Origin of the sequence: Xanthomonas axonopodis pv. maculifoliigardeniae, from assembly GCF_041519315.1 — a bacterium.
Taxonomy (GTDB): Bacteria; Pseudomonadota; Gammaproteobacteria; order Xanthomonadales; family Xanthomonadaceae; genus Xanthomonas; species Xanthomonas euvesicatoria.
The window spans coordinates 571,273-594,536 of record NZ_CP167998.1 but is presented as its reverse complement, the minus strand read 5'-3'; the positions used below and the strand labels follow the sequence as shown (position 1 = coordinate 594,536).

The window sequence follows — 23,264 nt, the reverse complement described above, 5'->3', positions numbered from 1 at the left end:
CGGCTCGCGCACGTCGCGCGCAGTCGCCAGGCGGGGTAAACGGCACGCTCGGAACCGCACTGTACGCATGGTACATGCCGCTTCCGGGTCCCGCCCGCACCCGCCTGGCGGCAAGCGCAACCGTGTTGCCTGTTGGCCTGGGCTGCACCGGCCGGGCGGGTGAGGCGCGGGGCCCGGAGCAGATCGCGCCGGGCGCCTTGCCCCAACCGGTGACGCCGGGCGTCTGTACAGACGGCGTGCGTTGCCGGCAGGCGCCACGGCATTGATCCCCATTGACCGAACCCGGGTAGCCGCCTTGCCGTGCACGGCAGGGCGCAAGCAAACCCGGAACCACCCAAGGCGCCGCGTGCTGACCGCAGGATCGCTTGAGCACGCCATCTCACCCGGGCCACGAAGTTAACGTCTTGTTCCGGAATCGGCGGTCGATCCCCCGCAAACAGGGGATTACACTGCCGGGTCCATGAGCGCACCTTCCCTCCATTTGTTAGTGAGCACCTGCCCGGATACAGACAGCGCCGAGCGCATTGCGCAGGCCTTGCTCGACGAACGGCTGGCCGCCTGCGTCACCCTATTGCCCGGCGTGCAATCGCTGTACCGCTGGAAGGGCGCGATCGAGCGCAGCACCGAGGTGCAGTTGCTGATCAAGACCTGGGACGACTGCCTGCCCGACGCCATCGCGCGGCTGCAGGCCTTGCATCCGTATGAACTGCCGGAGGCGGTCGCTGTCCAAGCCAGCGCCGGGCTGCCGGCGTATCTCGATTGGGTCCGGGCCGAAACCCGCAAGGAATTCTGACGTCCATGAAGTCTCTGTCCCGCTGGATCGCCCGCTGCGCGCTCTTGGCCGCCCCCTTGCTCGCCGCGCCGCTGGCGGTACTGGCGCCCGCCCCCGCGCAGGCCGCCGTAACCGAAGCCGACCTGCTGCCGGTGGACCAGGCCTTCGCGCTGAGTGCCACCGCCGACAGCCGCGACCGCATCGCGCTGCACTGGAAGATCGCACCGGGCTACTACCTGTATCGCCACCGCATCAGCGTCAAGGCCGGAAAGGGGTTTGCCGCGGGCGAACTGGCGCTGCCGGAAGGCGAGAGCAAGCACGACGAGTTCTTCGGCCAGGTGCAGACCTACCGCAAGCAACTGCAGGCCACCCTGGCCGGCAAGGCCGACCCGGCAGTGCAGACCGCCGTCCTGCAGGTGCAGTACCAGGGCTGCGCCGATGCCGGCGTGTGCTATCCACCGCAGCGGCGCGAAATCCGCCTCGACCTGCCCGCGGCCGATGCCACCGGGGCGCAGGCCACCGCTGCGCCACGCGAGAACCTGGGCGCGCTGGTGCCACGCAACGCCGCCCCGCGCCTGTTCGGCGCCCCCGGCCAGACCGCCGGGGTGGACGCGTTGCCGCTGCCGGCCGAGCAGGCGTTCAATTTCGAAGCCATCGTCGGCGACGGCAACAGCCTGCTGCTGCGCTTCACCCCGGCGCCGGGCTATTACATCTACCGCGACCGCACCTCGCTGGCCCTGGAAGGCGCCAGCGGCGTGCGCACCGGGCTGCCGCGCTGGCCGCAAGGCAAGGCGCACCGCGACGAACACTTCGGCGATGTGGTGGTGTATTTCGACCAGGCCGAAGTGACCTTGCCGCTGCTGCGCGACCACCCTGACCCGGCCCACGTGACCCTGGTGGCCACCTTCCAGGGCTGCCAGACCGACGGGATCTGCTATCCGCCGATGACCCGCCGCGTCGCCCTGGATGTACCGGCCGGCACCGTGTCGCCGCAGAACCAGGCGCAGGCCGCGCCGTTGATGATTTCGCCGCTGGCCGCCGGTCAGGCACCGGTCGAGCCGGCGCCGGCCGCCAGCACGGCCGTCCCGGTCGCCGATGCCTCGGCCGGCAACCCGGAGCGCACGCCGCCGCCGCATGCCGACAAGGGCCTGCTGGGCATGCTGGTGCTGGCCCTGCTTGGCGGGTTGGTGCTGAACCTGATGCCCTGCGTGCTGCCGATCCTGTCGCTGAAGGTGCTGGGCCTGGCGCACAGCGGCGAGAGCCGCAGCCACGCGCGCAGCCATGCCATCTGGTATTCGCTGGGCGTGCTGGTGTCCTTTGCCGCCATCGGTGGCCTGGTGATCGGCTTGCGCGCCGCCGGGCAGGCCGCCGGCTGGGGCTTCCAGCTGCAGCAGCCGTGGTTCGTCGCGGCGCTGGCGTATCTGATGTTCGCGGTGGGGCTGAGCCTGTCGGGCGTGTTCACCTTGGGCACCAACCTGGGCGGCATCGGCCAGTCGCTGGCCGCGCGCAACGGGCCGCTGGGCGACTTCTTCACCGGCGTGCTGGCCTGCGTGGTCGCCAGCCCCTGCATCGCGCCGTTCATGGGCACGGCACTGGCCTACGCCTTCACCGCGCCCGCACTGCTGGCGATGCTGGTATTCCTGGTGCTGGGCCTGGGCCTGGCGCTGCCGTTCCTGCTGATCGGCTTCGTGCCTTCGCTGGCGCGGCGCCTGCCCACCCCCGGAGCGTGGATGGAAACGCTCAAGCAGGTGCTGGCGTTCCCCATGTATCTCACCGCGATCTGGCTGCTGTGGGTCTTGGGCAAGCAGCGCGGCGTGGATGCGCTGGCCTTGATGCTGGTGGGCGCCACCCTGCTGGCCCTGGGGCTGTGGTGCTTCGAGCGCAGCCGCTGGAAGAGCCACCGCCTGGGCATGGGCCTGGCCACGACGATGCTGGTGCTGGCCCTGGTGCCGGTGGTCGCGGTCACGCGCCTGAGCCTGCCGGCGGCCACCGCGGCCGAGGGCGTGGTGGCGTTCTCGCCGCAGTTGCTGGACCGCCTGCGTGCCGACAACCGCGTGGTCTTCGTCAACATGACCGCCGATTGGTGCGTGACCTGCAAGGCCAACGAAAAGAACGTGCTGAGCAGCGCCGAATTCCGCGACGCGTTGCGCCGCGTCGATGCGGTCTACATGAAGGGCGACTGGACCAATGTCGACCCCGCCATCAGCACCTTCCTGGACCAGCACCAGGCCGTCGGCGTGCCGCTGTACGTGGTCTACGGCCCCGGCGCCCCGCCGGCGATCCTGCCGACCGTGCTGACCGGCGCGATTACCGAAGACGCCTTGCTGCGCGCTGCGCGGTAAGGCGCGCCTTCGCTGCGGCCGGTGGCCTGGGCGGCCGTCTGTTGGCGGGCCAGGCCGAAGATTTTGCGAACCGTGTAGGCCGACACCCGTGCCACAGGCGTGTTGCGACAGGTCCAAGCACGGGTTCGGCCCCTCCTGGCCGGGGTCTGCACGCCCCGCGCTGCCGGCGCCCTGCAGACCTGACCGGCCGATGTTGGCATGCGCATAGGTGGCGTCAGGTGGCGTCAGGCTGCGCGCGGCCTCGCCTGTTCGGTGCCCCTGGCACCTCCAACGCCTTGATGCATGCGATGCGCAGCAGGCGACCGTGGCCGCGGCCTGCACGGCGGGAAGCTGCAGGAAGCGAGGCAGCAGAGGGGGTCGATCGCGCTGATCGCCCTTCATCTGGCACGCCGGCCGGTCCGGCCCGACGCCACGTTGTTGGGAGCCTGCATCTCCGCACAAAACGCAGATCGCGGCCGCCGCAGCGTCACCTCCTGCGCCCTTGCCATGAACAAGCCGGGCACTCACCGAATTGCTGCCGCCGGCACAACATTCCGACGCCCGACAGGAGAGGATGCCGCCAGCAGTTGTTGCCGCGTAACCGGCCGGGACGGCTGTCTCCATCGCGTCAGGCGCAAACGCTGCGCTCCGGATGCGCACGGCCGGCTGCCGGTTCCGCTCGCAGCGGTCCGGGCGATTCAAGGCCGGCACGATGACCTCCGACACGCCATTGCCCGCCGCCATTAGCCACCGCCCAAACCATTCGAAATTTAAAACAATCGTTTTAAACAGACCTAAGTTCGTCGAACTGGACAGCATCGGCGACATCGCGCAGACTTCCGGCCTTTCCGCTCTTCCGGATCCCATGGCCCATCTGCTGCTGTTGCATGGCCCCAACCTCAACCTGCTCGGCACCCGCGAGCCGGAGGTCTACGGGCGTACCACGCTGGCGCAGATCGACGCGGCCCTGGTGGACCGCGCGCAGGCGGCCGGGCACGTGCTGCACTGCCTGCAGTCCAATGCCGAGCACGTGCTGGTGGAGCGCATCCACGCCGCGCGCGAGGACGGCACCGTCTACATCCTGATCAACCCGGCCGCCTTCACCCATACCTCGGTGGCGCTGCGCGATGCGCTGCTGGGCGTGGGGCTGCCGTTCGTGGAAATTCATCTGTCCAACCCGCACGCGCGCGAGCCGTTCCGGCACCACAGCTATCTCAGCGACAAGGCCGACGGGGTGATCTGCGGCTTCGGCGCCGACAGCTACCGGCTGGCGCTGGAAGCGGTGATCGCGCGCCTGGAGCGCGACGCATGACCCCTGCCGCATGACCTCGGCCAGCGCGCCGGCGTCCTGATCCCATTCCGCCGGCATCCGCCGGCACTCCCCACCGTTTCACTTCCAGAGGCCCTTATGGATCTCCGCAAAATCAAGAAACTGATCGACCTGCTCGAAGAATCCAATCTCGCCGAAATCGAGATCAAGGAAGGCGAAGAAAGCGTGCGCCTGGCGCGCGTACCCAAGGGCGCGGCCATGCTGAGCGCCCCGGTGCAGCAGCAGTACGCGCCGGCCCCCGTCCAGGCGCCGGCCGCCGCGGCCACCATGCCGATGCAATCGCCCACCGAAGCCTCCACCGGCGGCGCCAAGCAGGCCGCCGCACTGCCGGAAGGCCACGTGCTGCGCGCCCCGATGGTCGGCACGTTCTACACCTCGCCCTCCCCGGACAAGCCGGCGTTCGTCACCGTCGGTCAGCAGGTCAAGGTCGGCGATACCCTGGCGATCATCGAGGCAATGAAGATGTTCAACCCCATCGAAGCCGACGCCTCCGGCACCATCGTCGCCATCCTCGGCGAAACCGGCCAGCCGGTGGAATTCGACCAGCCGTTGTTTGTGATTGGCTGAAGCGCCGGGATTCGGGAATCGTGATTCGGGATTCGCAAGAGCGACCACACGAGCGCCTGACGGTGTGGCGCGACGCGATGTCGCTCGTCGAAGCGATCTATCGCCTGAGCCACGACTTTCCTGATTCCGAACGCTTTGGGCTGACGGCACAGATGCGCCGCGCCGCGATCAGCATTCCATCCAACATTGCCGAAGGAGCTGCACATCGCTCCACGGCCGAGTACCTGCGCTATCTCTCGATGGCGCGTGGCTCGTTGGCGGAGCTGGACACGCAGCTGCAGATCGCAACACGACTGCAGTTCGCATCGCCCGATGCGGCAATTGCCGACTTGCTGAATCGCACGTTTGCCAAGCTCAACGCATTGATCCGCTCGTTGGACAAGTCGCGACATCTCCGCGAACCCAGCGCCTTTTACGAATCCCCAATCCCGAATCCCCAATCCCATGCTCGATAAAGTCGTCATCGCCAACCGAGGTGAAATCGCGCTGCGCATCCTGCGCGCGTGCCACACGCTCGGCATCCGCACGGTCGCGGTGCATTCCACGGTCGACCGTAACCTCAAGCACGTGGCCATGGCCGATGAGTCGGTGTGTATCGGCCCGGCCGCCTCCAGCGACAGTTACCTCAACATTCCGGCGTTGATCGCCGCGGCCGAGGTCACCGATGCGCAGGCCATCCACCCCGGCTACGGTTTCCTGTCGGAAAACGCCGATTTCGCCGAGCGCGTGGAGCAATCCGGCTTCATCTTCATCGGCCCCAAGGCCGACACCATTCGCCTGATGGGCGACAAGGTGGAAGCGATCCGCGCCATGAAGGCCGCCGGCGTACCGTGCGTGCCCGGCTCGGGTGGCCCGCTGGGCGATGACATCGTCGCCAACACCAAGGTCGCGCGCGAAATCGGCTACCCGGTGATCATCAAGGCGGCCGGCGGCGGCGGCGGACGCGGCATGCGCGTGGTGCATTCGGAGGCTGCGCTGAAGGCTGCCATCGAAACCACCAAGTCCGAAGCCAAGGCCGCCTTCAGCAACGATCAGGTCTACATGGAGAAGTTCCTGGAAAATCCGCGCCACGTGGAAATCCAGGTGCTTGCCGACGGCCAGGGCGGTGCGATCCATCTGGGCGAACGCGATTGCTCGATGCAGCGTCGCCACCAGAAGGTGGTGGAAGAAGCGCCGGCACCGGGCATCACCGAAGAACTGCGCAACGAGATCGGCAAGGTCTGCGTGGACGCCTGCATCCGCATCGGCTACCGCGGCGCAGGCACCTTCGAATTCCTGTTCGAGAACGGGCGTTTTTACTTCATCGAAATGAACACGCGTATCCAGGTGGAGCATCCAGTCACCGAGCGCATCACCGGCATCGACCTGGTGTGCGAGCAGCTGCGCATCGCCGCCGGCCACAAGCTGAGCATCAAGCAAAGCGACATCGTGCTGCGCGGGCATGCGATCGAATGCCGCATCAACGCCGAGGATCCGGAAACCTTCATGCCCAACCCGGGCCTGATCACCGCCTTCCATCCGCCAGGCGGCCCTGGCGTGCGTGTGGATACGCACATCTACAGCGGCTACAAGGTGCCGCCGAACTACGACTCGATGATCGGCAAGCTGATCGTGCATGGCCCCGATCGCGAAACCGCGATTGCGCGCATGCGCGTGGCGCTGAGCGAGATGGTGGTGGACGGCATCAAGACCAACATCCCGCTGCAGCAGCGCATCATGCGCGACAAGGGCTTCCAGGCCGGTGGGCAGAACATCCACTACCTGGAAAAGCGCCTGGCCGAGCGCAAGAACAAGTCGATCGCGCTGACCTGATCGCACTTGCCGCGGTATCGATGAAGCAAAAAAGCCCGGGAAACCGGGCTTTTTCGTTGTTCCCCGGTGCATCGCGCCGACACTGCGTCGCGCCGCCAACCCTGTAGCCGGCCAGTCTATGCGTAGGAGCGCACCTGGGCGCGACCGGGCTTACCGATAAAGCCCTGTCGCGCCCGGGTGCGCTCCTACAGAGCCCGAGGGTTCGACGCCCGGATGGCGCAAGCCAGCGCCGGATCCGATCTGCAGACCCTAAGTAGTCTGCACACATGAGAATGACTGAAGCTGCAGCCGCACCTAGCCGCCTTCGCCGCCTGCGCTACCGGAGACGCAGCGGCTGCGGCCGTGTCGATATGTAACGCGCCGCACCCCTCACCGCCGCGGTGCAGGCGCCTGCTGGCTGCCGGGCACCGGCACGATGCCGCTGGCCGATGACGGGTCGACCACGGTCATGGTTTCGGTGGAGCCGTCCGGCCACACCACCTGGAAGGTGGAGCCGGCCGGCAAGGTGGAAAACGGCATGGCACTGCTGGCGCGGTAGACCGCAGCGACCTGGCTTGCGCCCCGCCGTCGCTGCTGTTCGTCGGCGGTGACGCTGGTGGATTTGACCGACAGCGGCTGGTACCGGTGATCGGCGGTATCGATCATCACGATGCTCACTGCCGCCGCCGAATACGCCACGAACAACGCCACCCATAACCAGAACTTGGCGCCGTGCGCCAACCGACGGTAATTCATGACTGCGCTCCCGCATCGGAGACCAATGTATCGACCATCTCATCCACCCTGTCTGCTCCCTGCCGCGGCACCGCGGCATCGAATACGAAGGACACGAAATCCTGTGCGCTGTCGCGCGAGCAGATGCCCGCGTTGGCGCAATAACTGGTGACCAAGGTGCTGCTGGCACTGCAATCGAGCCCGAGCCGGCACGCAGCCACTTGCCAGGCCAGCTCGGCGAACTGATCGCCGGCCACATAGCCTTGCAGGCTGTCATCGCCGCTGGCCCGCGCGCCCATCGCCGGGGCCAGGGCCAGGTAGGCCTCGGGATCGCGCGAGGCCAGCACGCGTTGCACCAGCGCGCGCTTGTAGCCGGGCGATGCGTGCAACGGTTCGCCCAACGCCAGCATGGCGGCCTCGGCGGCCAGGCTGCCGGCGCGCGCCGCGGCCAGGCGTTGCTGCGCAACCATGCGCGGACTCAGCCCGTCGGTGGGGGCGAAGCCGGCGCAACGCTGCGCCAGGCGCTCGCGTGCGGCATGCATCGCTGCCACTCCCGGCGTGCGTTGCGCGGCGATCCATGCGCTATCGGCGGCATAGCCGGACGGGCTGGCCGCATAGGGCGCGCAGTAATCGTAGACACGGCTCAACCGCCACCCGGCCTGTGCGTCGCCGGCACGCACCTGCTGCTGCAATTGCTGCGCGTAGCGATACAGATCCGGCTGCGCTTCCACCGCATCGCGATGCGGCAGCTGCAACGCGGCGCCGTGCTCGGCGGCCGCGTGCAGCTGCGGTGTGGCAGCGCTGACCGGCGCCGCCTCTGCAGCAACCGGCACTGCGCGGTCAACATCACGCTCGGCCGGTTGCGCGCGCACATGCCACCACGCGGCCGCCGCAAGCGCAGCGGGAGCGAGCAGCAGCCAGAGATGGCGGGCACGAGCAAGCGGCATGGATGGCGGCGACCCTGCTGCGGAACCACCCGCAGCGACGGCGCGGAGTCTAGCACCCACCCACGCGCACAGCCGCCGCCAAGCAGACGCTGCCAGTGGAGGTGGCGGGAAGGGAGCGACATGCGTCACGGCCTGAACGGACTGCACGTGAGTGGCGCGCTGCATGCGTTCGGTTGTGCGGTGTGCTGCGCTGTGGTGTTTGCCGTGCCGTGCTGCGTGTTGGGTGTTGGTGTGGTGTCGGTGTTGCTCAGCTGCGTGTGGCTTGCGGTTGAGTTGATCGGTTGCCGATTGCCGGATGCGGCATCGATCTTCGCCGGTTGGGCATCCGATAGCAGCGCATGTTGGAGAGCGCCGCTTCGAGCGAGCCTGTCCTCTGGCAACATCACTCGCCGACGCTGCGATGCCCAGCTGCAGCGCTGTTGCGTCATCGGTGGACGCAGCGTGCCGCACACATCGCGCTGCACGGTGGTACGCAACACGGCAGCACATCACGCAGCTGTCTGCGCACGCGATTGCGCGTGTTCGCAAAGATGCAACGCCTCTTCCTGGTTGCTCGACGCGGCCGTCGACCAAGCCCGTGCCCGATTGCGCAGCAGCATCATCGGTTCAGTCCCAGGCGTGGCGGCATCGGCCTACAGCCATCCGCCGGGCACCACATCCAGCCGCAGATGCGCTGTTTGGCACCGTCGCACCGGGCAGTCGTCCATTCGCCAGCAGCACGCCGTCTGCCTGGCGGCGGACGCATCTTGATCAGCAAGGCAGTTTTCACCGCACGCATGGGCAAGACACACCGCCGAAGCGACGGCGGCTGCGAACGCCGTCGCCTGCAGCGCGGCAGGCACGCCGACACGAATGGTCTAGGATGCGTGCTTTCGAATTGCCCGACCGCCACGATGCCGTTTCTTGAACTGACGCTTTCCTGTTCCGAGGTCACCCTGCCCCGTTTCCAGAACGCCCTGGACGATGTGGGCGCACTGGCGGTGACCATGCTCGACGCCGATGCCGATACCAGCAACGAGCGCGCCATTCTCGAACCGGGCGTGGGCGAAATGCCGCTGTGGGACCGGCTGACGATGACCGCGCTGTTCGATGGCGACAGCGACGCGCTGGTGGTGCTGGCAGCGCTGGAAGCCTTCGATCCGGGCCTGGACTGGAGCCAGGTGGCGTTTCGCATGGTCGAAGACAGCGACTGGGAACGCGCCTGGATGGACCTGTTCAAGCCGATGCAGTTTGGCGAACGCACCTTCATCGTGCCGTGGAATCACGCGCTGCCCGAAGCCGCCGACACCCCGGGGGCTGCCGTGGTGCGGCTGGACCCGGGCCTGGCGTTCGGCTCGGGCACCCATCAAACCACCGCGCTGTGCCTGCGCTGGCTGGACAGCCTGGCCGGCCGCGGCGAGCTGCAGGGCCGCAGCGTGCTCGATTTCGGTTGCGGCTCGGGCATCCTGGCGGTCGCCGCGCTGAAGCTGGGCGCCGCCGGCGCGGTCGGCGTGGACAACGACCCGCAGGCGCTGCTGGCGACCGCCGACAATGCACAACGCAACGGTGTGGACGCGCAGCTGACGGTCTACAGGCCGCAGGACGAACCGGTGCAGACCTACCAGGTGGTCGTGGCCAACATCCTGGCCTCGGCACTGGACGCCCTGGCCGACACCCTGGCCGCGCGCGTAGCACCGGGCGGACGGATCGCGCTGTCGGGCATCCTGCACGGCCAGGAAGACGACTTGCTCAAACGCTACGCCCCCTGGTTCGAACAGTTGCGCTGCGAACGCGACGAAGACTGGATGCGGATCGACGGCGTGCGCCGCGGCTGATCCGGCTGATCGTCCACGCCGGCTAGCGCCGTGGCCGGCCGGCGCGAATCTGCGCGGTGGTCACTGCATCGGCCACGCTGATCGCCCGCAACCGGGTCACCGGTTGCCAGCCGTCGCGTTGCAGCGCCGCCGTGCGCCACGGCCCGGCCTGCCGGGCCACCCAGACCCGCAGCAGCATCTCAGCCACCAGCAGCGCCGTCCAGGCCACCGGCGACCACGCCCATACACCTGCAAGCGCCACTGCGCCGGCAACCACAAGCATCAGCGCACTCACCGCCAGCAACGGCCAGTGCCGCTGCCGTAGCGCCCAGACCCGCGGTGCCAGCGCCGCTGACCACTGCGGACCATCGGCCACGGCCGTCCACTCGTGGCCACGCCGCCAGATCGCGTACCGGGCCGCGCCCCGAAAACGTCTCACCGCAGGGTCCAGCGGCGAATGGGCCGGCCACGGCACGTCTGCGGGCGCGGCGTGCGGGGGCGGGCTGCGCCGCTGGGGGTCGGGTTTTCGACCGGCAGGCTCGACCATGAACATCCTCCTTGAGTTCGCTGTGATGTAGCCATCATTGATCCACCGACAGTATCGCAAACATATGGCGATATGAAAGTTATACGAACTATCTCCAGGCGCTGCTAGGGCTATATCTCCCGCCCCTGCCTGCCCTCCAACGGTGCCGTGTGAGCAAGCTGTACGAACGAGTACGCGAAGCCCGCAGCCTCACCAAGCTGACCCAGGAAGCCCTGGCCGGCGAGCTGGGTGTCACCCGCAGCGCGGTGGCGCAATGGGAGATGGCCGAAGGCACCGCACCGTCGGTGGAAAACCTGATCGGCCTGGCCAGGCGCAGCGGCATGGCGTTCGAATACCTGGCCACCGGCCGCGGCGACCGCGTGTTCGGCCCGCCGGTGTCGGCCATCGCCGAAGAACCGGCGCAGTACCGCCGCCTGGATGACCAGCAACGCGTGCTGCTGACGCGCTTCGATACCCTGACGCCGCGCCAGCGCGCCGGCCTGTTGGATCTGTTGCTGGCTGAAGGGAAGACGCGGCGCAGGCGGTGAATCGGGAATCGGGAATCGGCGAGCCGACGCAACCGGCACCGAGATTTCAAGGCGATATTCCGCTGGCTGTGGCCTCCTGATCCTGGAGGCGCCCGGGCGTCCTCGTCGGCTTGCATGGGCGTGGCGGCGGCCCTTTTTCGGAGAAGGCACGCGCTGCGTGCGTTGCGTGGGCATCGACGCAGACGCCGCCATGACCACCTGGGCCGGAGACGAACACCTGCAGGCATGCGCGCGGCGGCTTGACCGCATCGCCGTCGGCACAGGTTCGCCCCTGGACGTGCGCGTGGTTGAATAGGGGTCTTCCCGCTGCACGCCTGCCGATGTCCGAGACTCCGCCACCGCGCCGCCCCCTGGCCACGTTCCTGCGTGCGACGCCGGCTGCTCCGCCGCTGGTTCCGACCCCGGTGGTTCCGCCTGCGGAGCCGGCCGAGCAGGCCACATCGGCCCCGGGCTCTGCGTTGCCGCCAGCGCCAGCGCCAGAGGTGGATGCGCAGCCGGCACCACGTGTGCCATTGCCTGCTGCCGCGGTTGCTTCGTCGCCGCAGCGCGCAACGGGCATGTCCGGGCACGATGGTCTCCAGGCGCCGGTGTCCGGCCAGACGCCACTGCCCGCGCCCGGCACCGCGACACCGTCCGCTTCGGCGAGCGCGCCCGCGGCCGGACACGTTCCTGATGCGATGCTCGATCCACCTCGCTCGGCGTCGGCCGCCACCGATACCCAGGCCGACGACGGGCTGGCCGCGACCGATGCTGACGACCTCGGGCACCCAACCGCGCGGGCGGCACCTGGCCCATCGAATTCAGCGCAGCAACGGGCACTACGCGCCTCGGCGGATGCAGATCTGGCATTTCAGAATGCGCCGGGCACGCCGAAGGCGCTGGCAGAAACGCCCGCGCGCCAGGCTTCAGTCGCAACGCCAGCAGCGTCTGCGGGATCTACCCCAGCTGTGGCAACGGCGACAGCCGCAACGCAGGCCGACACCAGCGCCAGCGAGCGGTCGGCGGGCACAGCCGACGGCCAGTCGCACCCGGGCCGCCCCTCCAGCCATCCCGACCCGGCAACCACCGAGTCCGGCGCAGCCAGCGCATTGGCAGGCGAGCACGCGCAGTCCGATGCCGGCATCGCGCAGCCCCGTACCACTGCCGTGCAACTGCAGCCCCTGCCCGCGCCCGCCTTGGCCGCACCCGCCTTCGCGCGGCGTGGCGTCACCCGCCCGCGGCTACGCGCCAGCGGGCGCCAGTGGGCGCTGCTGGTCGGGCTGGTCGGCGTGCTCGGGTTGCAGATCGTCATCGCCGACCGCGCGCACCTGGCCGCCAACGCGCGCTTGCGGCCGCTGGTCGGCGCGGCCTGCACGCTGGCGCGCTGCAGCTTGCCGGCCTGGCGCGAGCCGGAGGCGCTGACCCTGCTCAACCGCGAGGTGCGGCCGCTGCCCGGTGTGGCCGGGGTGCTGCAGATCCAGGCCAGCTTCCGCAACGACGCGCGCTGGGCACAGGCCTGGCCGTGGCTGCAGCTGTCGCTGTCCGATGCCGACGGCCGGGTGATCGGTACCCGCATCCTGTCGCCGCAGGAGTATCTGGGACCATCGCCGCCGGCGCAGGACACGCTGGCGCCGGGTCAGGCGGTGCAGGTCGCGTTCCGGGTACGCGAACCGGCCGCGAGCACCGCCGCCTTCAGTTTCGACTTCCGGTGAACGGGCGCGACCGCCACATGGGCGTGGCGAGCGATGAGGTCACGCGCTAGACTCACTCCCCCTCGCCGGCCACGCGTCCCGGCTTCGTGACACTGGGAACCTCCTTTGAACGCAGCCCCCTCTCGTCCTGACACCAGTCGTGGCGCCCCGAAGTCGCCCCTGCGCGAACACGTGGCCCAGTCCGTTCGCCGTTATCTGCGCGACCTGGACGGCAGCGACGCGGACGATGTTTACGAAATCGTGCTGCGCGAGATGGAGATCCCGTTGTTCGTCGAAGTGCTCAACCACTGCGAAGGCAACCAGAGCCGCGCCGCGGCGATGCTGGGCATTCACCGGGCAACCTTGCGCAAGAAGCTCAAAGAGTACGGGCTGACGTAGGCTTGGGAATCGGGAATCGGGAATCGGGAATCGTAAAAGCGTGCTTCTGGCAGACGGTGCGCGCACGGGTTACCGGTCACAGCGTGGTTTCGTGCGGGTCAGCTTTCCGGTTGGCCAGATGCGGCGGCCGACCGGCGCGCGCTGCGCCGATCCGATGCTGCAGATTGCCAACCGCACGCGATGCACGTGTTGCGATTTCATGACGAGCGATGTGACAAGCGGTCACGCCCATCCATAGCGGATCAGGTGGAAGAACACTGGCGCGGCGAAGCACACCGAATCCAGGCGGTCGAGCACGCCGCCGTGGCCTTCGATCATATGGCCCCAGTCCTTGATGCCGCGATCGCGCTTGATCGCCGACATCACCAGCCCGCCGAAAAATCCCATCAGGTTGGCCACCAACGCCAGGCCGAAGGCATGCCACGGCGCGAACGGGGTGATCCACCACAGCGCCATCCCGAGCAGGCTGGCCGACAACACGCCGCCGATGAATCCTTCCACCGTTTTGGACGGCGACAATTTCGGCGCGATCAAATGGCGGCCGGCAAGTTTGCCCCACACGTACTGCAGCACATCCGAAGACTGCACCACGATCACCAGGAAGGCGATCAACAGCAGATTGCGCCCGGCATAGCCGGGAATGTCCAGGTTCAACAGCGCCGGCACATGCGAAATGCAGAACACGCAGATCATCAGGCCCCACTGCACTTTGGCGGTGCGTTCCAGATAGCGCGTGGTGTCGCCGCCGATGGTGGCCAGGATGGGCAACACCAAGAACGCGTAGACCGGAATGAGCAAGGTGTACATGCCGTACCAGCCGGTCCACACCAGGCCGTATTGCCACGGCAGCACGATGTAGAACGCGGCCAACAACGCGTAGTAATCGCCGCGCCGGGTCGGGGTCAAGGTGATGAACTCGCGCAGCGCAAACAACGACACCAGCGCGAACAAGCCGATGACGCCGGCGCGGCCAAACACGAACGCAAGGCCGACCACCGCAGCCATCACCCACCACGCACGGATACGGGCGACCAGGTTGTCCAGCACTGCGCTGGGGCGTTCGCGTGCGCGCCAACGCAGGGCTTCGGAAATCAGCGTGGCGATGACCAGCACCAGCGCGATACCGCTGAACAGCCACAGCGTCTGCTGATGCATCGAAGACTGCTGCAGCTGCCCGCTGTCCACATATAGACTCATGCGCGCGCCTCCAACTGATCGGGCGACAACGCCAGCAACGCCGCACGTGCACGCGCCAGAAACGCATCCTTGGTTTCGTCCGCATCCAGGCGTAATGGCGCACCAAAGGTGGTGGTGCACAGCAGCGGCAACGGCAACCACTTGCCCTTGGGCATCACGCGCTTGAGGTTATCGATCCACACCGGCACGAACTCCAGTTCCGGGCGTTGCCGTGCCAGGTGATACAGCCCGCTCTTGAACGGCAGCACGCCGTCGTCCGGGTTGCGCGTGCCTTCGGGAAACAGGATCAACGAATCGCCGGCGTCCACCGCATCGCACAGGCATTGGATCGGGTCGCGCGTGCGCTGCGCCGGGTCGCGTTCGATCAACACGCCGTTGAAGACCGCGTGGATCAGGTAGCGCCGCAGGGCGGTACGCTGCCAGTAGTCGGCCGCCGCCACCGGGCGCACTTCATGCCGCAGGCTGGCTGGCAGCGATGACCAGATCAGCACGAAATCGCCGTGGCTTGCATGGTTGCCGTAATACACGCGACGCTCGTTGGAGGGCGCGCAACCGCGCCATAGCGCACGCGCGCCGGTCAAGGTACGAATGGCGCCGCTGCAAGCGCGCGCGATCAAACGGGCAATCATTTCTGCTCCAGGGTGCGCACGATCGTGCGCAGTCGTACTGCCACCGTCAGCAAGGCACCGGCGATCAACACCGCCAGTGCTCCGATCAGCAGCCAGGCCGCAAGACGCGGCTGGCCCATCCATTGCAGCGGCAAGGCCAGCGCGCCTGCCAGCGACAACCACTGCATGCGTTGCACGCGGCTCATCGGCCCCTGCCGCGGCTCTGGCGTGCCGCAGGCCAGGCCCAGCATGCGCACGTATGCGGTGGTCACGCAGCACAGCGCCGCCGCCCACCCCAGTTGCGCAGCCCACGGCAAACCGGCCTGCAGTCCATAGCCCAGGCCCACGCAGACCAGCACATCGGACAACCGATCGGGCGCGTCGTTGTAGACCTCACCGGCGCGCGCGACCATGCGCGCCTGGCGCGCCAGCACGCCATCCATGCGGTTGCACCACAGCCGCCCCTGCATCCCGAGCACCGCCAGCAGCAGCGGCATGGCCCCTTCGCGCGCAGGCGCGCTCAACCCGATGTAGAACATCAGCCCGGCCAACGCCGCACATGCGATGCCCACCCACGACACGCCATTGGGCGTGGCGCCACGTCCGCGCAGCACGCGCGCCCAAAGCAACTGCCGCTGTCGCTGTCCGTGTTGCATCAGTCGCCTCCTCCGCCGCAGCCGCCACAGCCGCCGCCACCATCGCTGCTACCACCATCGCCGCCGCAGTCGCCGCCACCCCCGCCGCAGCTGCTGCCACTGCCACCGGCGTGACCATGCGGCGCACGCAGGCTGTGGTAGTCGGCCCAAGCGGTTCCGATCAGTGCCGCAGTGCCGTACAGCGCCACCGCCTCGCCTGGATCACCGCCGTTGCGCGCCGCATCGCGTCGCCGCGTCTGACGCAGTGTCGCAAGGCGGGCCTCGCCGCCGAGCGTGCGCCGCACGGGCACCAGCGCAAAGCCCAGCACCAGCAATGTGGTCAGCACCATCAGACACAGCAGGTAGCCCACCGGATGGTTGCCCTGCACGCCGATGACCAGCTTGCACAGGCCAAGCCCCCATACCAGCGCCACCGGCACGGTACATGCCAGGCGCACCGCGCGTGCCTGCGCCTGGCTCAGCCACAGGCCTTTGTCGATCAAGCGCTGCTCCAGCGGTGCGGCCAGCGCGCGCAACGCGCGTAAGGCCCACACCGGGTCTTCGGTGGTGCGCACCGCTTCCAGTGCCGGCTCCAGCGCAGGCGGGACTGCAATCTGCCGGTGGCAACGTACCCAGCGACGTGCCGGTTCGGTTGCGTCGCGCTCCAGATACACCGCATTGCGCACCAGCAATTCGGTGAACCACAGGTCGGCCACGCGATCGGCACCGCCGCCCAGATATGCAAGCTCGCTGGCATCCACTGCTGCTGCGGTGCGACCGCGTCGCAGCACCCGTCGCAACCATGCCGCCATCGACCAGGCCAGACCGATCAGCGCGATGAACAGCGGCAGGAAATAGACACCGCGCCAGTGCAGCGGCGACAGCGCCCCGCCATTGGCTGAGTGACAGACCATGCCCACTGCCACCGCGATGATTGCCCACACAACCACGGCATGTGGCACACCGCGCTGCGGCCCAGCTGACCGCGGCGCTCCACGCAAGGCTTGCAAGGTCTGTTCGGCAGTGTGGCCGTGCAGCGGATCCAGCGTCGATTGCGGCGGTCGCGCCACAGGCCACCATTGCGCCGGCGGCTCGCCGAACTGCGTGCGGTAACGCTCCAGCGTCTGGCGGTACTGCGCCTGGAAACGCGCCTCTTCGCCGGCATCGCCGCGTCCGGGTTGATGATGCAGCGTGGTCTGCAGCACGTGCGGGCAGAACTGCTGCCAGTACTCGCGGGTGTCGGTCAGATGCGTGTGCCAGACCTGGTCGACCAACGGGCTGGGGGTGACGTCGACGGTGTCGGTGCAGGCAAGAAAACAGAACCGGCGGTACTCCTCCACCAACGCCTGCGCTTGTTCGGTGCTGCACTGTGCCTGCTTGGCCACGCGCCGAACGAAGGCGGCAAACGCTGCTTCGTCCTGGCCAAAACGATAGCCCTGCAGCCGTTGCCACAGCGCCCGCTGCGCTGGCGTGGCATGGCGCGGTTCGCGCCGAGCAAAATCGGGTTGGTTGCTCATCCGAATATCCTGAGAGCGAGCGCGGCAGCCACCAACAGCAGTTGCACCACCACGCTTGCCAGCTGCCAACGCAGCAGGCGGCGCATGCCGGTCCAGCGCGATGCCCAGTCGCGGGTGGGCGAAAGCTTTGGTATCAGGCCAATCGCATGCATCGCCGCATCGAGCTGGTGCGCGGCGTCTTGCCCGGTGCCACCGCAGCGTTCGAGATGCGCGATGGAGGCTGCCAGCAGGTCGGCATCCAGGCCCACGCGAAACGCCCAATAGCGCTGCAGCACGCCCGCAAGCATGCTGATGGCATAGCTCAACTGCATCAACGGCGGCGCCTGCGCAACACCAAGCAAGCCGATGGCCGCTGCCAGCAGCAGGAGTGAGAGGCGGTCCAATGCTGCACCTTGCCGCAGCACTGCGCGCATGGCCGCCAAGGTCAGCGGGGCGATATTCATTGCGCTCTCCGTTCGGGGATGTCGTCGCCACCGTCATGACCGTCGCATGCCGTCAGGATCGCCGCGCGATGCGCATGCCCGAGCACGATCGACGGCCGCACGGCGCGTAACTGTGCGATGGCCGCATCCACGTCCTGGGCGCGACCGCTGCGCACCAGCCAGGTGGCCACACTGGCAGCACTGCGCGAATAGCCCAATGCACAACACACCAGCACCGGCCCGATCGCCTGCGCCTGCGCGATCGCCTGCGCGGCCTCGCGCAGCTGCGCCGGCGACGGCGCGACCAGATCGAGCATCGGCACCACACGGTCCTGCGCCTGCGCGGCGTACAACGAGAGCTCTGCAGACACGTCCACCACGGCGGCACGCTTGTCGCGCTGGCCGGGCAACGGAATCCGCCCCAGCCACACGCCATCGCACACCGCGCGCGGCAACGGCGCACGCCGTGTCCAGAGCCGGGAGTTGCACCATGCCGCCAACAGATACGGCGCATACAACCAATGGGCTGCAAGACTCAGGCGCCCATCGCTGCGCTTCTGGAATCCGCCCGGCCCGAGCAGCGCGTAATTCAAGGCAACCAGCAGCAAGGCCAGGGTGATCCACAGCAACCACAGTGCTGCACCGCCGCTCCACAGCGCCAGCGCAGCGCTGACCAGCGCGCCGGCCAGATACATCGCGGCCAGGCGCCAACGGCGCAGGTCGCGTGCAAACCGTGCCTGCGCAAATGGTGCGGCGACCCGCTCCGGCCATAGCCACACGCAGAGCCAGCCCACCGCGAGTCCGGTAGGAATATCGAGAAAGTGATGCTGATACGTGGTCAGCACCGACACACCGATCAATGCGAACCAGGCATGCAGCAACCAGCGCCACACCCCGCAAAGATGCTGCCCATAGCGCACCCACAGCACCACCAGCAGCACGATGTGCAGCGACGGCGCCTGATTGAAGGGTTTGTCGAAGCCCAGCAGCACCGCGAACAACCAGCCGAACACGCCCTCGGTCTGCGGCCGTACGAAGCTGTAGCGCAGCGGCCACAACACGAAACACGCCACGCAGATCAGCTGGGCGCTGAGCAAGCGCAGTGCATGCGTGTCCAGCTCGCGGCGGTTGCGGCAGACAAAGAACGAGACCGCGTAGAACACATCGATCGACCAGTACGGCACGATGGTCCACGGCCAGAACGGCATGCCGTGTTCCCAGCCAAACACCACCGATGGCACATGCGTCGCCCGCCCGGCCAGCGTGTTGGCCAGGCCGTAGCTGAGGAAGAAAAACGGTCCCAGCAACGCCAGCCACAGCGCGGCACGGCCGGATGGGCGGGCAACGTGGCTCATGCGTCGATTCGCTGCGCCATCGAGACGGTGAAGATGCCGAACGCATCGATGCGTTGCGCCACCTTGCGAAAGCCCGCCGCTTCCACCAGGCCATCCATCTCCTGCTGGCTCCGCCGGCGCATCACCCAGGCCACGCCATCGCGGTGACTGGTCAGCGCGCGCGCAATGAATTCCAGTTGCGGATGCCAGGGCTGGCCGGTGTAAAGCAGATAACCGCCCGGCTGCACCGCCGCGGCCAGGCCGGCCAGCGAACGCGCGACCTGGTCGTTGTCGGCAAACAGCTCGTACAGGCCCGACACCACCGCCAGCGTCGGTGCCGGTTGCACTGTGGCCAGCGCTGCCGGGTCGAACGCATCGCCTTGTTCGAAGCGGGCGATATCGCCTGCGCCCAACGTCTGGATCAGCGCCGTGCCCTGGGTCACGTTGAGCGGGCTGAAGTCGCGCAGCACGATCGCATCGGCACGCTGTGCGCCGCTGCCCAGCGCTTGGAGCACATAGCGGCCGTGCCCGGCAGCGACATCCAGCACGCGCACCGGCTTGCCGGCGCCACGCAAGCGCGCCGCCGCATCGCGCAGCAATTCGCCCAGATGGCTGCCGCGGATGCGGATGCCACGCCAGCCGATCGCGTTGAGATACGTGCGGTCGATCATGCGCCCCAACGGCCCGCGACCACGCGCCTGATTGCGGTAGATGTAATCCAATGTGCTGCCGGAATCGAAACCGGTCTGCAGACCAAGCGCGATGCCCTCGGAGAGCCTGCCACCCAGGCGCAGGCCGGCACGCACGCCACGCCAGCGCAGGTCCTGCAGGCTATTGCGCTGCGGCGGCCAGGCCAGCCGTTCGGCCTCTTCGAAACTGGGCCCGGCACGGTGTGCATCGCCCAGCGCGGCGCGCACCGGCGGTTGCGCAAAACGCGCCTGGACGAACTGGCGAATGTGCGCGATGGCCATCGCGCGATCGCGCTCGCCCAAAGTGTCGTGGAAGAACCCCGGAAACCAGTGGCGCTGCTTGATCGGCGAGCGCAGGTTTTCGTAGAAGCGGTCCTGCGGGCCGCGATGCACCACAAAATCCTCACCGGAGACCAGCAACTGGGTCGGCACGGTAATGGCCTGTGCATCGTCCACCACGCGATCGGCTGCCGCATACAGACCGAGCAATACGCGCACCGAAATCGGACGGGTGATCAACGGATCGGTGCGATAGCTTTCCACGCGCGCCGGATCATGCGTCAGCCATTGCGGCTTGACGTAGCTGTTGACGAAAAAGTTGCCGCGCAGCGCATGCAGCAACGCCAACCCGGGGCGTGCAAACGGCACATACAACTTCACCTTGAACGCCGGCGATGCCAGCACCAGCGCGCGCAGCGGCGGGGCGTAATCGTGCACCCAGGTGGCGGCCACCACCGCGCCCACACTCTGCGCAATCACCACGATGTCCTGCACCGCAATGCCGTGGGTGGCGCGAAGATGCGCGATGAAGCTGTCCAGATCGCGCACCAGCGCTTCGAAGCCCGGCGCATCGCCACGCACGCCCGGCGAGCGGCCGTTGCCGCGTGCGTCCCAGGCGAAGAACTGGGCGTCGGGCATGTCGAGTTCTTCGGCCAGATGCATCACACGGCCAGAGTGCTCATGGCCGCGATGCAGCAGCACCACCGCCTTCGGCGTGCCGGTGGCAGCGGCATCGTGCAACGGCCAGTGCCGGTAGAACAGCGGCACACCATCGAAACTGACGAACTCGCGCTCTAGCACTGTGCGCATCGAAGCATCCTGAAAAGTCGAAAGGTTGAATCGCAGAGATCACCACAGCGCAGCGGCCAGCGGCGTTGCTGCGGGAATGGATCGCTAGGTGCCTGCGGGCGCCTGCGCCAGGCCGGCGCGCACCCGCCGCCACACCGTGACCGCGCAGGCCAGGCTCACGGCAATGGCGACCCAGGTGACGCCGCGCGCACCCAGCCAGCCACAAGCCAGGCCCACGCCCAGCACGCCGATGACGAAGGCGCGGTCGCTCTTGCCCATCGGCCCGTCGTAGCGGCGGCTGGCGCCGACCATCAGGCCGAGCACGCCGGCGTACTCGGTCAGCGCGGCCAGCAGCGCGAAGATCCACAGCCAGGGCGCACTCACACCGGGCACGCCAAGCAGGCTCAAGTACAAGGCCGCATCAGCCACCACGTCGCACAGCTCGTTGAGGTAAGCGCCCAGCCGCGACTGCTGGCCGAATTCGCGCGCCAGCATGCCGTCCACCGCATTGAGCGCCATGCGCAGCAGCATCCACACCGGCAGCAGCAGATACAGCAGCGGCCAGCTGGGGCCGCCGCGCAACACCACCGCCGCCACCATCAGCGACACCGCCGCTGCGCCCAGCGTGACCTGATTGGCGGTGATGCCACCGCGATACAGCGCGCCCACCATCGGCCGCAGCAGCGCCTGGAAGCGTCCCTTCAATGCGTAGATCGAGGCCATACGGGGTGTTGAGTCCATTCGAGCGCTGGCGCAGCCTACAATATCGGCTGCTCCGCAACGACATCCCCCACCGATGGCCTCTGATTTCCTGCCCGTGCGCCGGGCCCTGCTCTCCGTTTCCGACAAGACCGGCCTGATCGACCTGGCCCGCGCGCTGGTGGCGCGCAACGTCGAGCTGCTGTCCACCGGCGGCACCGCCAAGGCGATCCGCGAGGCCGGCCTGCCGGTGAAGGACGTTGCCGAGCTGACCGGTTTCCCGGAAATGATGGATGGCCGCGTCAAGACCCTGCACCCGCTGGTGCATGGCGGCCTGCTCGGGCGCGCCGGTGTCGACGAAGCGGTGATGGCCGAGCACGGCATCGTGCCGATCGACCTGCTGGTATTGAACCTGTATCCATTCGAGTCGGTCACGGTGAAAGCCGATTGCACCCTGGCCGATGCGGTGGAAAACATCGACATCGGCGGCCCGGCGATGTTGCGCAGCGCGGCCAAGAATTTCGCGCGCGTGGCCGTGGCCACCGACCCGGCGCAGTACGCCGACCTGCTGGCCGAGCTGGAAGCCAACGACGGGCAGCTGTCGGCGGCCAAGCGCTTTGCGCTGTCGGTGGCTGCGTTCAATCGCGTGGCCCAGTACGACGCGGCGATCAGTAACTATCTCTCGGCAGTGGCCGACAGCAGCGAGGCGGTGCCCACGCGCAGCCCGTTCCCGGCGCAGATCAATTCCAACTTCGTCAAGGTGATGGACCTGCGTTACGGTGAGAACCCGCACCAGTCCGGCGCGTTCTACCGCGACCTGTATCCGGTGCCGGGCACGCTGGCCACCTTCCAGCAGCTGCAAGGCAAGGAACTGAGCTACAACAACCTGGCCGATGCTGATGCAGCGTGGGAATGCGTGCGCCAGTTCGACGCGCCGGCCTGCGTGATCGTCAAGCACGCCAACCCCTGCGGCGTGGCGGTGGGCGCGGGCTGCGGCGATGCCTATGAACTGGCCTACGCCACCGACCCCACCAGCGCGTTCGGCGGCATCCTGGCGTTCAACAAGACCCTGGACGCAGCGACGGCAAAGGCCATTCTGGACCGCCAGTTCGTCGAAGTGCTGATCGCGCCCGACTACGAGGCCGGCGCGCTGGAATACGCCACCAGGAAGGCCAACGTGCGCGTGCTCAAGATTCCGCACGGCAATGGCTTGAACAACTACGACACCAAGCGGATCGGCTCGGGCCTGCTGATGCAGTCGGCCGACAACCGTAGCATGTCGCTGGGCGAGTTGAGCGTGGTCACCCAACGTGCGCCCAACGAGGCAGAACTGGGCGATTTGCTGTTTGCCTGGCGCGTGGCCAAGTACGTCAAATCCAACGCGATCGTCTATGCCAAGGACAGCCGCACCATTGGCGTGGGCGCCGGGCAGATGAGCCGCGTGGTCAGCGCCAAGATCGCCGCGCTCAAGGCCGAAGAAGCCAAGCTCACCGTGGCCGGCTCGGTGATGGCGTCCGATGCGTTCTTCCCGTTCCGCGACGGCATCGATGCGGCGGCTGCGGCCGGCATCAAGGCGGTGATCCAGCCGGGCGGTTCGATGCGCGATGGCGAGGTGATCGCCGCCGCCGACGAACACGGCATCGCGATGGTGTTCACCGGCGTGCGCCATTTCCGGCATTGATGTCACCGACACAGG

22 protein-coding genes and 1 other RNA gene are annotated in these 23,264 nt (G+C 67.8%); 11 read left to right on the top strand and 12 right to left on the bottom strand.

Going from position 1 to position 23,264, the window contains the following annotated elements; all coding sequences use genetic code 11:
- Position 1: 1 nt before the first annotated feature.
- Positions 2-76, bottom strand: a non-coding RNA gene (locus ACDH77_RS02610) — sX9 sRNA.
- A gap of 384 nt (positions 77-460) precedes the next feature.
- On the opposite strand from ACDH77_RS02610, the gene cutA reads away from it, so the two are divergent.
- The 6 genes from cutA (at position 461) to accC (ending at position 6,802) form a co-directional block, all read left to right on the top strand.
- Positions 461-793: a divalent-cation tolerance protein CutA gene (cutA, locus tag ACDH77_RS02605; protein ID WP_008571855.1), complete on the top strand. Its 333-nt coding sequence runs from the start codon at positions 461-463 to the stop codon at positions 791-793.
- Positions 794-798: 5 nt separating this feature from the next.
- Positions 799-3,114, top strand: coding sequence for a protein-disulfide reductase DsbD family protein (locus ACDH77_RS02600; protein ID WP_372353708.1), 2,316 nt, complete (start codon positions 799-801; stop codon positions 3,112-3,114).
- A gap of 844 nt (positions 3,115-3,958) precedes the next feature.
- Complete coding sequence (gene aroQ / locus ACDH77_RS02595; protein ID WP_218493015.1) at positions 3,959-4,405, top strand: type II 3-dehydroquinate dehydratase; 447 nt, start codon at positions 3,959-3,961, stop codon at positions 4,403-4,405.
- Positions 4,406-4,501: 96 nt separating this feature from the next.
- The gene (gene accB, locus ACDH77_RS02590; RefSeq protein ID WP_008571858.1) at positions 4,502-4,990 is read left to right on the top strand and encodes an acetyl-CoA carboxylase biotin carboxyl carrier protein; all 489 of its coding nucleotides are present in this window, start codon (positions 4,502-4,504) and stop codon (positions 4,988-4,990) included.
- Positions 4,991-5,067: 77 nt separating this feature from the next.
- Positions 5,068-5,445: a four helix bundle protein gene (locus ACDH77_RS02585; RefSeq protein WP_235658053.1), complete on the top strand. Its 378-nt coding sequence runs from the start codon at positions 5,068-5,070 to the stop codon at positions 5,443-5,445.
- The gene (gene accC, locus ACDH77_RS02580; protein ID WP_008571860.1) at positions 5,435-6,802 is read left to right on the top strand and encodes an acetyl-CoA carboxylase biotin carboxylase subunit; all 1,368 of its coding nucleotides are present in this window, start codon (positions 5,435-5,437) and stop codon (positions 6,800-6,802) included. Before ACDH77_RS02585 ends, accC begins: the two co-directional genes overlap by 11 nt.
- A gap of 369 nt (positions 6,803-7,171) precedes the next feature.
- Here the strand turns inward: accC and ACDH77_RS02575 are convergent, their stop codons facing one another.
- Together ACDH77_RS02575 and ACDH77_RS02570 are read right to left on the bottom strand one after the other, a co-directional pair.
- A complete protein-coding gene (locus ACDH77_RS02575; RefSeq protein ID WP_372353707.1) occupies positions 7,172-7,537 on the bottom strand; it encodes a hypothetical protein in 366 nt (121 codons plus the stop codon).
- Complete coding sequence (locus tag ACDH77_RS02570; protein ID WP_011346206.1) at positions 7,534-8,463, bottom strand: hypothetical protein; 930 nt, start codon at positions 8,461-8,463, stop codon at positions 7,534-7,536. Before ACDH77_RS02570 ends, ACDH77_RS02575 begins: the two co-directional genes overlap by 4 nt.
- 893 nt (positions 8,464-9,356) lie before the next feature.
- Between ACDH77_RS02570 and prmA the strand changes: the two genes are divergently transcribed.
- A complete protein-coding gene (gene prmA, locus ACDH77_RS02565) occupies positions 9,357-10,277 on the top strand; it encodes a 50S ribosomal protein L11 methyltransferase (RefSeq protein ID WP_218195942.1) in 921 nt (306 codons plus the stop codon).
- Positions 10,278-10,299: 22 nt separating this feature from the next.
- Here the strand turns inward: prmA and ACDH77_RS02560 are convergent, their stop codons facing one another.
- On the bottom strand, positions 10,300-10,809 hold the full coding sequence (locus ACDH77_RS02560; protein WP_218556522.1) for a hypothetical protein: 510 nt from the start codon (positions 10,807-10,809) through the stop codon (positions 10,300-10,302).
- A gap of 143 nt (positions 10,810-10,952) precedes the next feature.
- Here ACDH77_RS02560 and ACDH77_RS02555 point away from each other — a divergent pair, with 143 nt between their 5' ends.
- The 3 genes from ACDH77_RS02555 (at position 10,953) to fis (ending at position 13,399) form a co-directional block, all read left to right on the top strand.
- Positions 10,953-11,330, top strand: a complete 378-nt coding sequence (locus ACDH77_RS02555) for a helix-turn-helix domain-containing protein (protein ID WP_008571865.1) — start codon at positions 10,953-10,955, stop codon at positions 11,328-11,330.
- Between the two features lie 320 nt (positions 11,331-11,650).
- The gene (locus ACDH77_RS02550; protein ID WP_372353706.1) at positions 11,651-13,021 is read left to right on the top strand and encodes a DUF3426 domain-containing protein; all 1,371 of its coding nucleotides are present in this window, start codon (positions 11,651-11,653) and stop codon (positions 13,019-13,021) included.
- Between the two features lie 105 nt (positions 13,022-13,126).
- Positions 13,127-13,399 (top strand): DNA-binding transcriptional regulator Fis, encoded by a 273-nt coding sequence (gene fis / locus ACDH77_RS02545; protein WP_002804983.1) that lies wholly within the window; start codon positions 13,127-13,129, stop codon positions 13,397-13,399.
- Positions 13,400-13,621: 222 nt separating this feature from the next.
- On the opposite strand, the gene ACDH77_RS02540 is transcribed toward fis, so the two are convergent.
- The 8 genes from ACDH77_RS02540 to ACDH77_RS02505 all read right to left on the bottom strand — a co-directional run bounded on the left by ACDH77_RS02540 (position 13,622) and on the right by ACDH77_RS02505 (position 21,592).
- Positions 13,622-14,596: a phosphatidate cytidylyltransferase gene (locus ACDH77_RS02540; protein WP_071117433.1), complete on the bottom strand. Its 975-nt coding sequence runs from the start codon at positions 14,594-14,596 to the stop codon at positions 13,622-13,624.
- On the bottom strand, positions 14,593-15,225 hold the full coding sequence (locus tag ACDH77_RS02535; RefSeq protein ID WP_008571203.1) for a lysophospholipid acyltransferase family protein: 633 nt from the start codon (positions 15,223-15,225) through the stop codon (positions 14,593-14,595). Before ACDH77_RS02535 ends, ACDH77_RS02540 begins: the two co-directional genes overlap by 4 nt.
- A complete protein-coding gene (locus tag ACDH77_RS02530; protein WP_008571205.1) occupies positions 15,222-15,860 on the bottom strand; it encodes a CDP-alcohol phosphatidyltransferase family protein in 639 nt (212 codons plus the stop codon). Before ACDH77_RS02530 ends, ACDH77_RS02535 begins: the two co-directional genes overlap by 4 nt.
- Complete coding sequence (locus tag ACDH77_RS02525; protein WP_338338910.1) at positions 15,860-17,356, bottom strand: TIGR04222 domain-containing membrane protein; 1,497 nt, start codon at positions 17,354-17,356, stop codon at positions 15,860-15,862. The genes ACDH77_RS02530 and ACDH77_RS02525 overlap by 1 nt, the downstream gene beginning before the upstream one ends.
- Entirely contained in the window at positions 17,353-17,799 is a 447-nt protein-coding gene (locus ACDH77_RS02520) for a hypothetical protein (RefSeq protein ID WP_008571207.1), read from the bottom strand. Before ACDH77_RS02520 ends, ACDH77_RS02525 begins: the two co-directional genes overlap by 4 nt.
- Positions 17,796-19,133: a phosphatase PAP2/dual specificity phosphatase family protein gene (locus ACDH77_RS02515; RefSeq protein ID WP_372173270.1), complete on the bottom strand. Its 1,338-nt coding sequence runs from the start codon at positions 19,131-19,133 to the stop codon at positions 17,796-17,798. The genes ACDH77_RS02520 and ACDH77_RS02515 overlap by 4 nt, the downstream gene beginning before the upstream one ends.
- A complete protein-coding gene (locus ACDH77_RS02510; RefSeq protein WP_031420858.1) occupies positions 19,130-20,890 on the bottom strand; it encodes a bifunctional alpha/beta hydrolase/class I SAM-dependent methyltransferase in 1,761 nt (586 codons plus the stop codon). The genes ACDH77_RS02515 and ACDH77_RS02510 overlap by 4 nt, the downstream gene beginning before the upstream one ends.
- An 84-nt stretch (positions 20,891-20,974) precedes the next feature.
- Complete coding sequence (locus ACDH77_RS02505; RefSeq protein WP_008571211.1) at positions 20,975-21,592, bottom strand: CDP-alcohol phosphatidyltransferase family protein; 618 nt, start codon at positions 21,590-21,592, stop codon at positions 20,975-20,977.
- A gap of 73 nt (positions 21,593-21,665) precedes the next feature.
- Between ACDH77_RS02505 and purH the strand changes: the two genes are divergently transcribed.
- The gene (purH, locus tag ACDH77_RS02500) at positions 21,666-23,249 is read left to right on the top strand and encodes a bifunctional phosphoribosylaminoimidazolecarboxamide formyltransferase/IMP cyclohydrolase (protein WP_008571212.1); all 1,584 of its coding nucleotides are present in this window, start codon (positions 21,666-21,668) and stop codon (positions 23,247-23,249) included.
- The last annotated feature ends 15 nt before the right edge of the window (positions 23,250-23,264 follow it).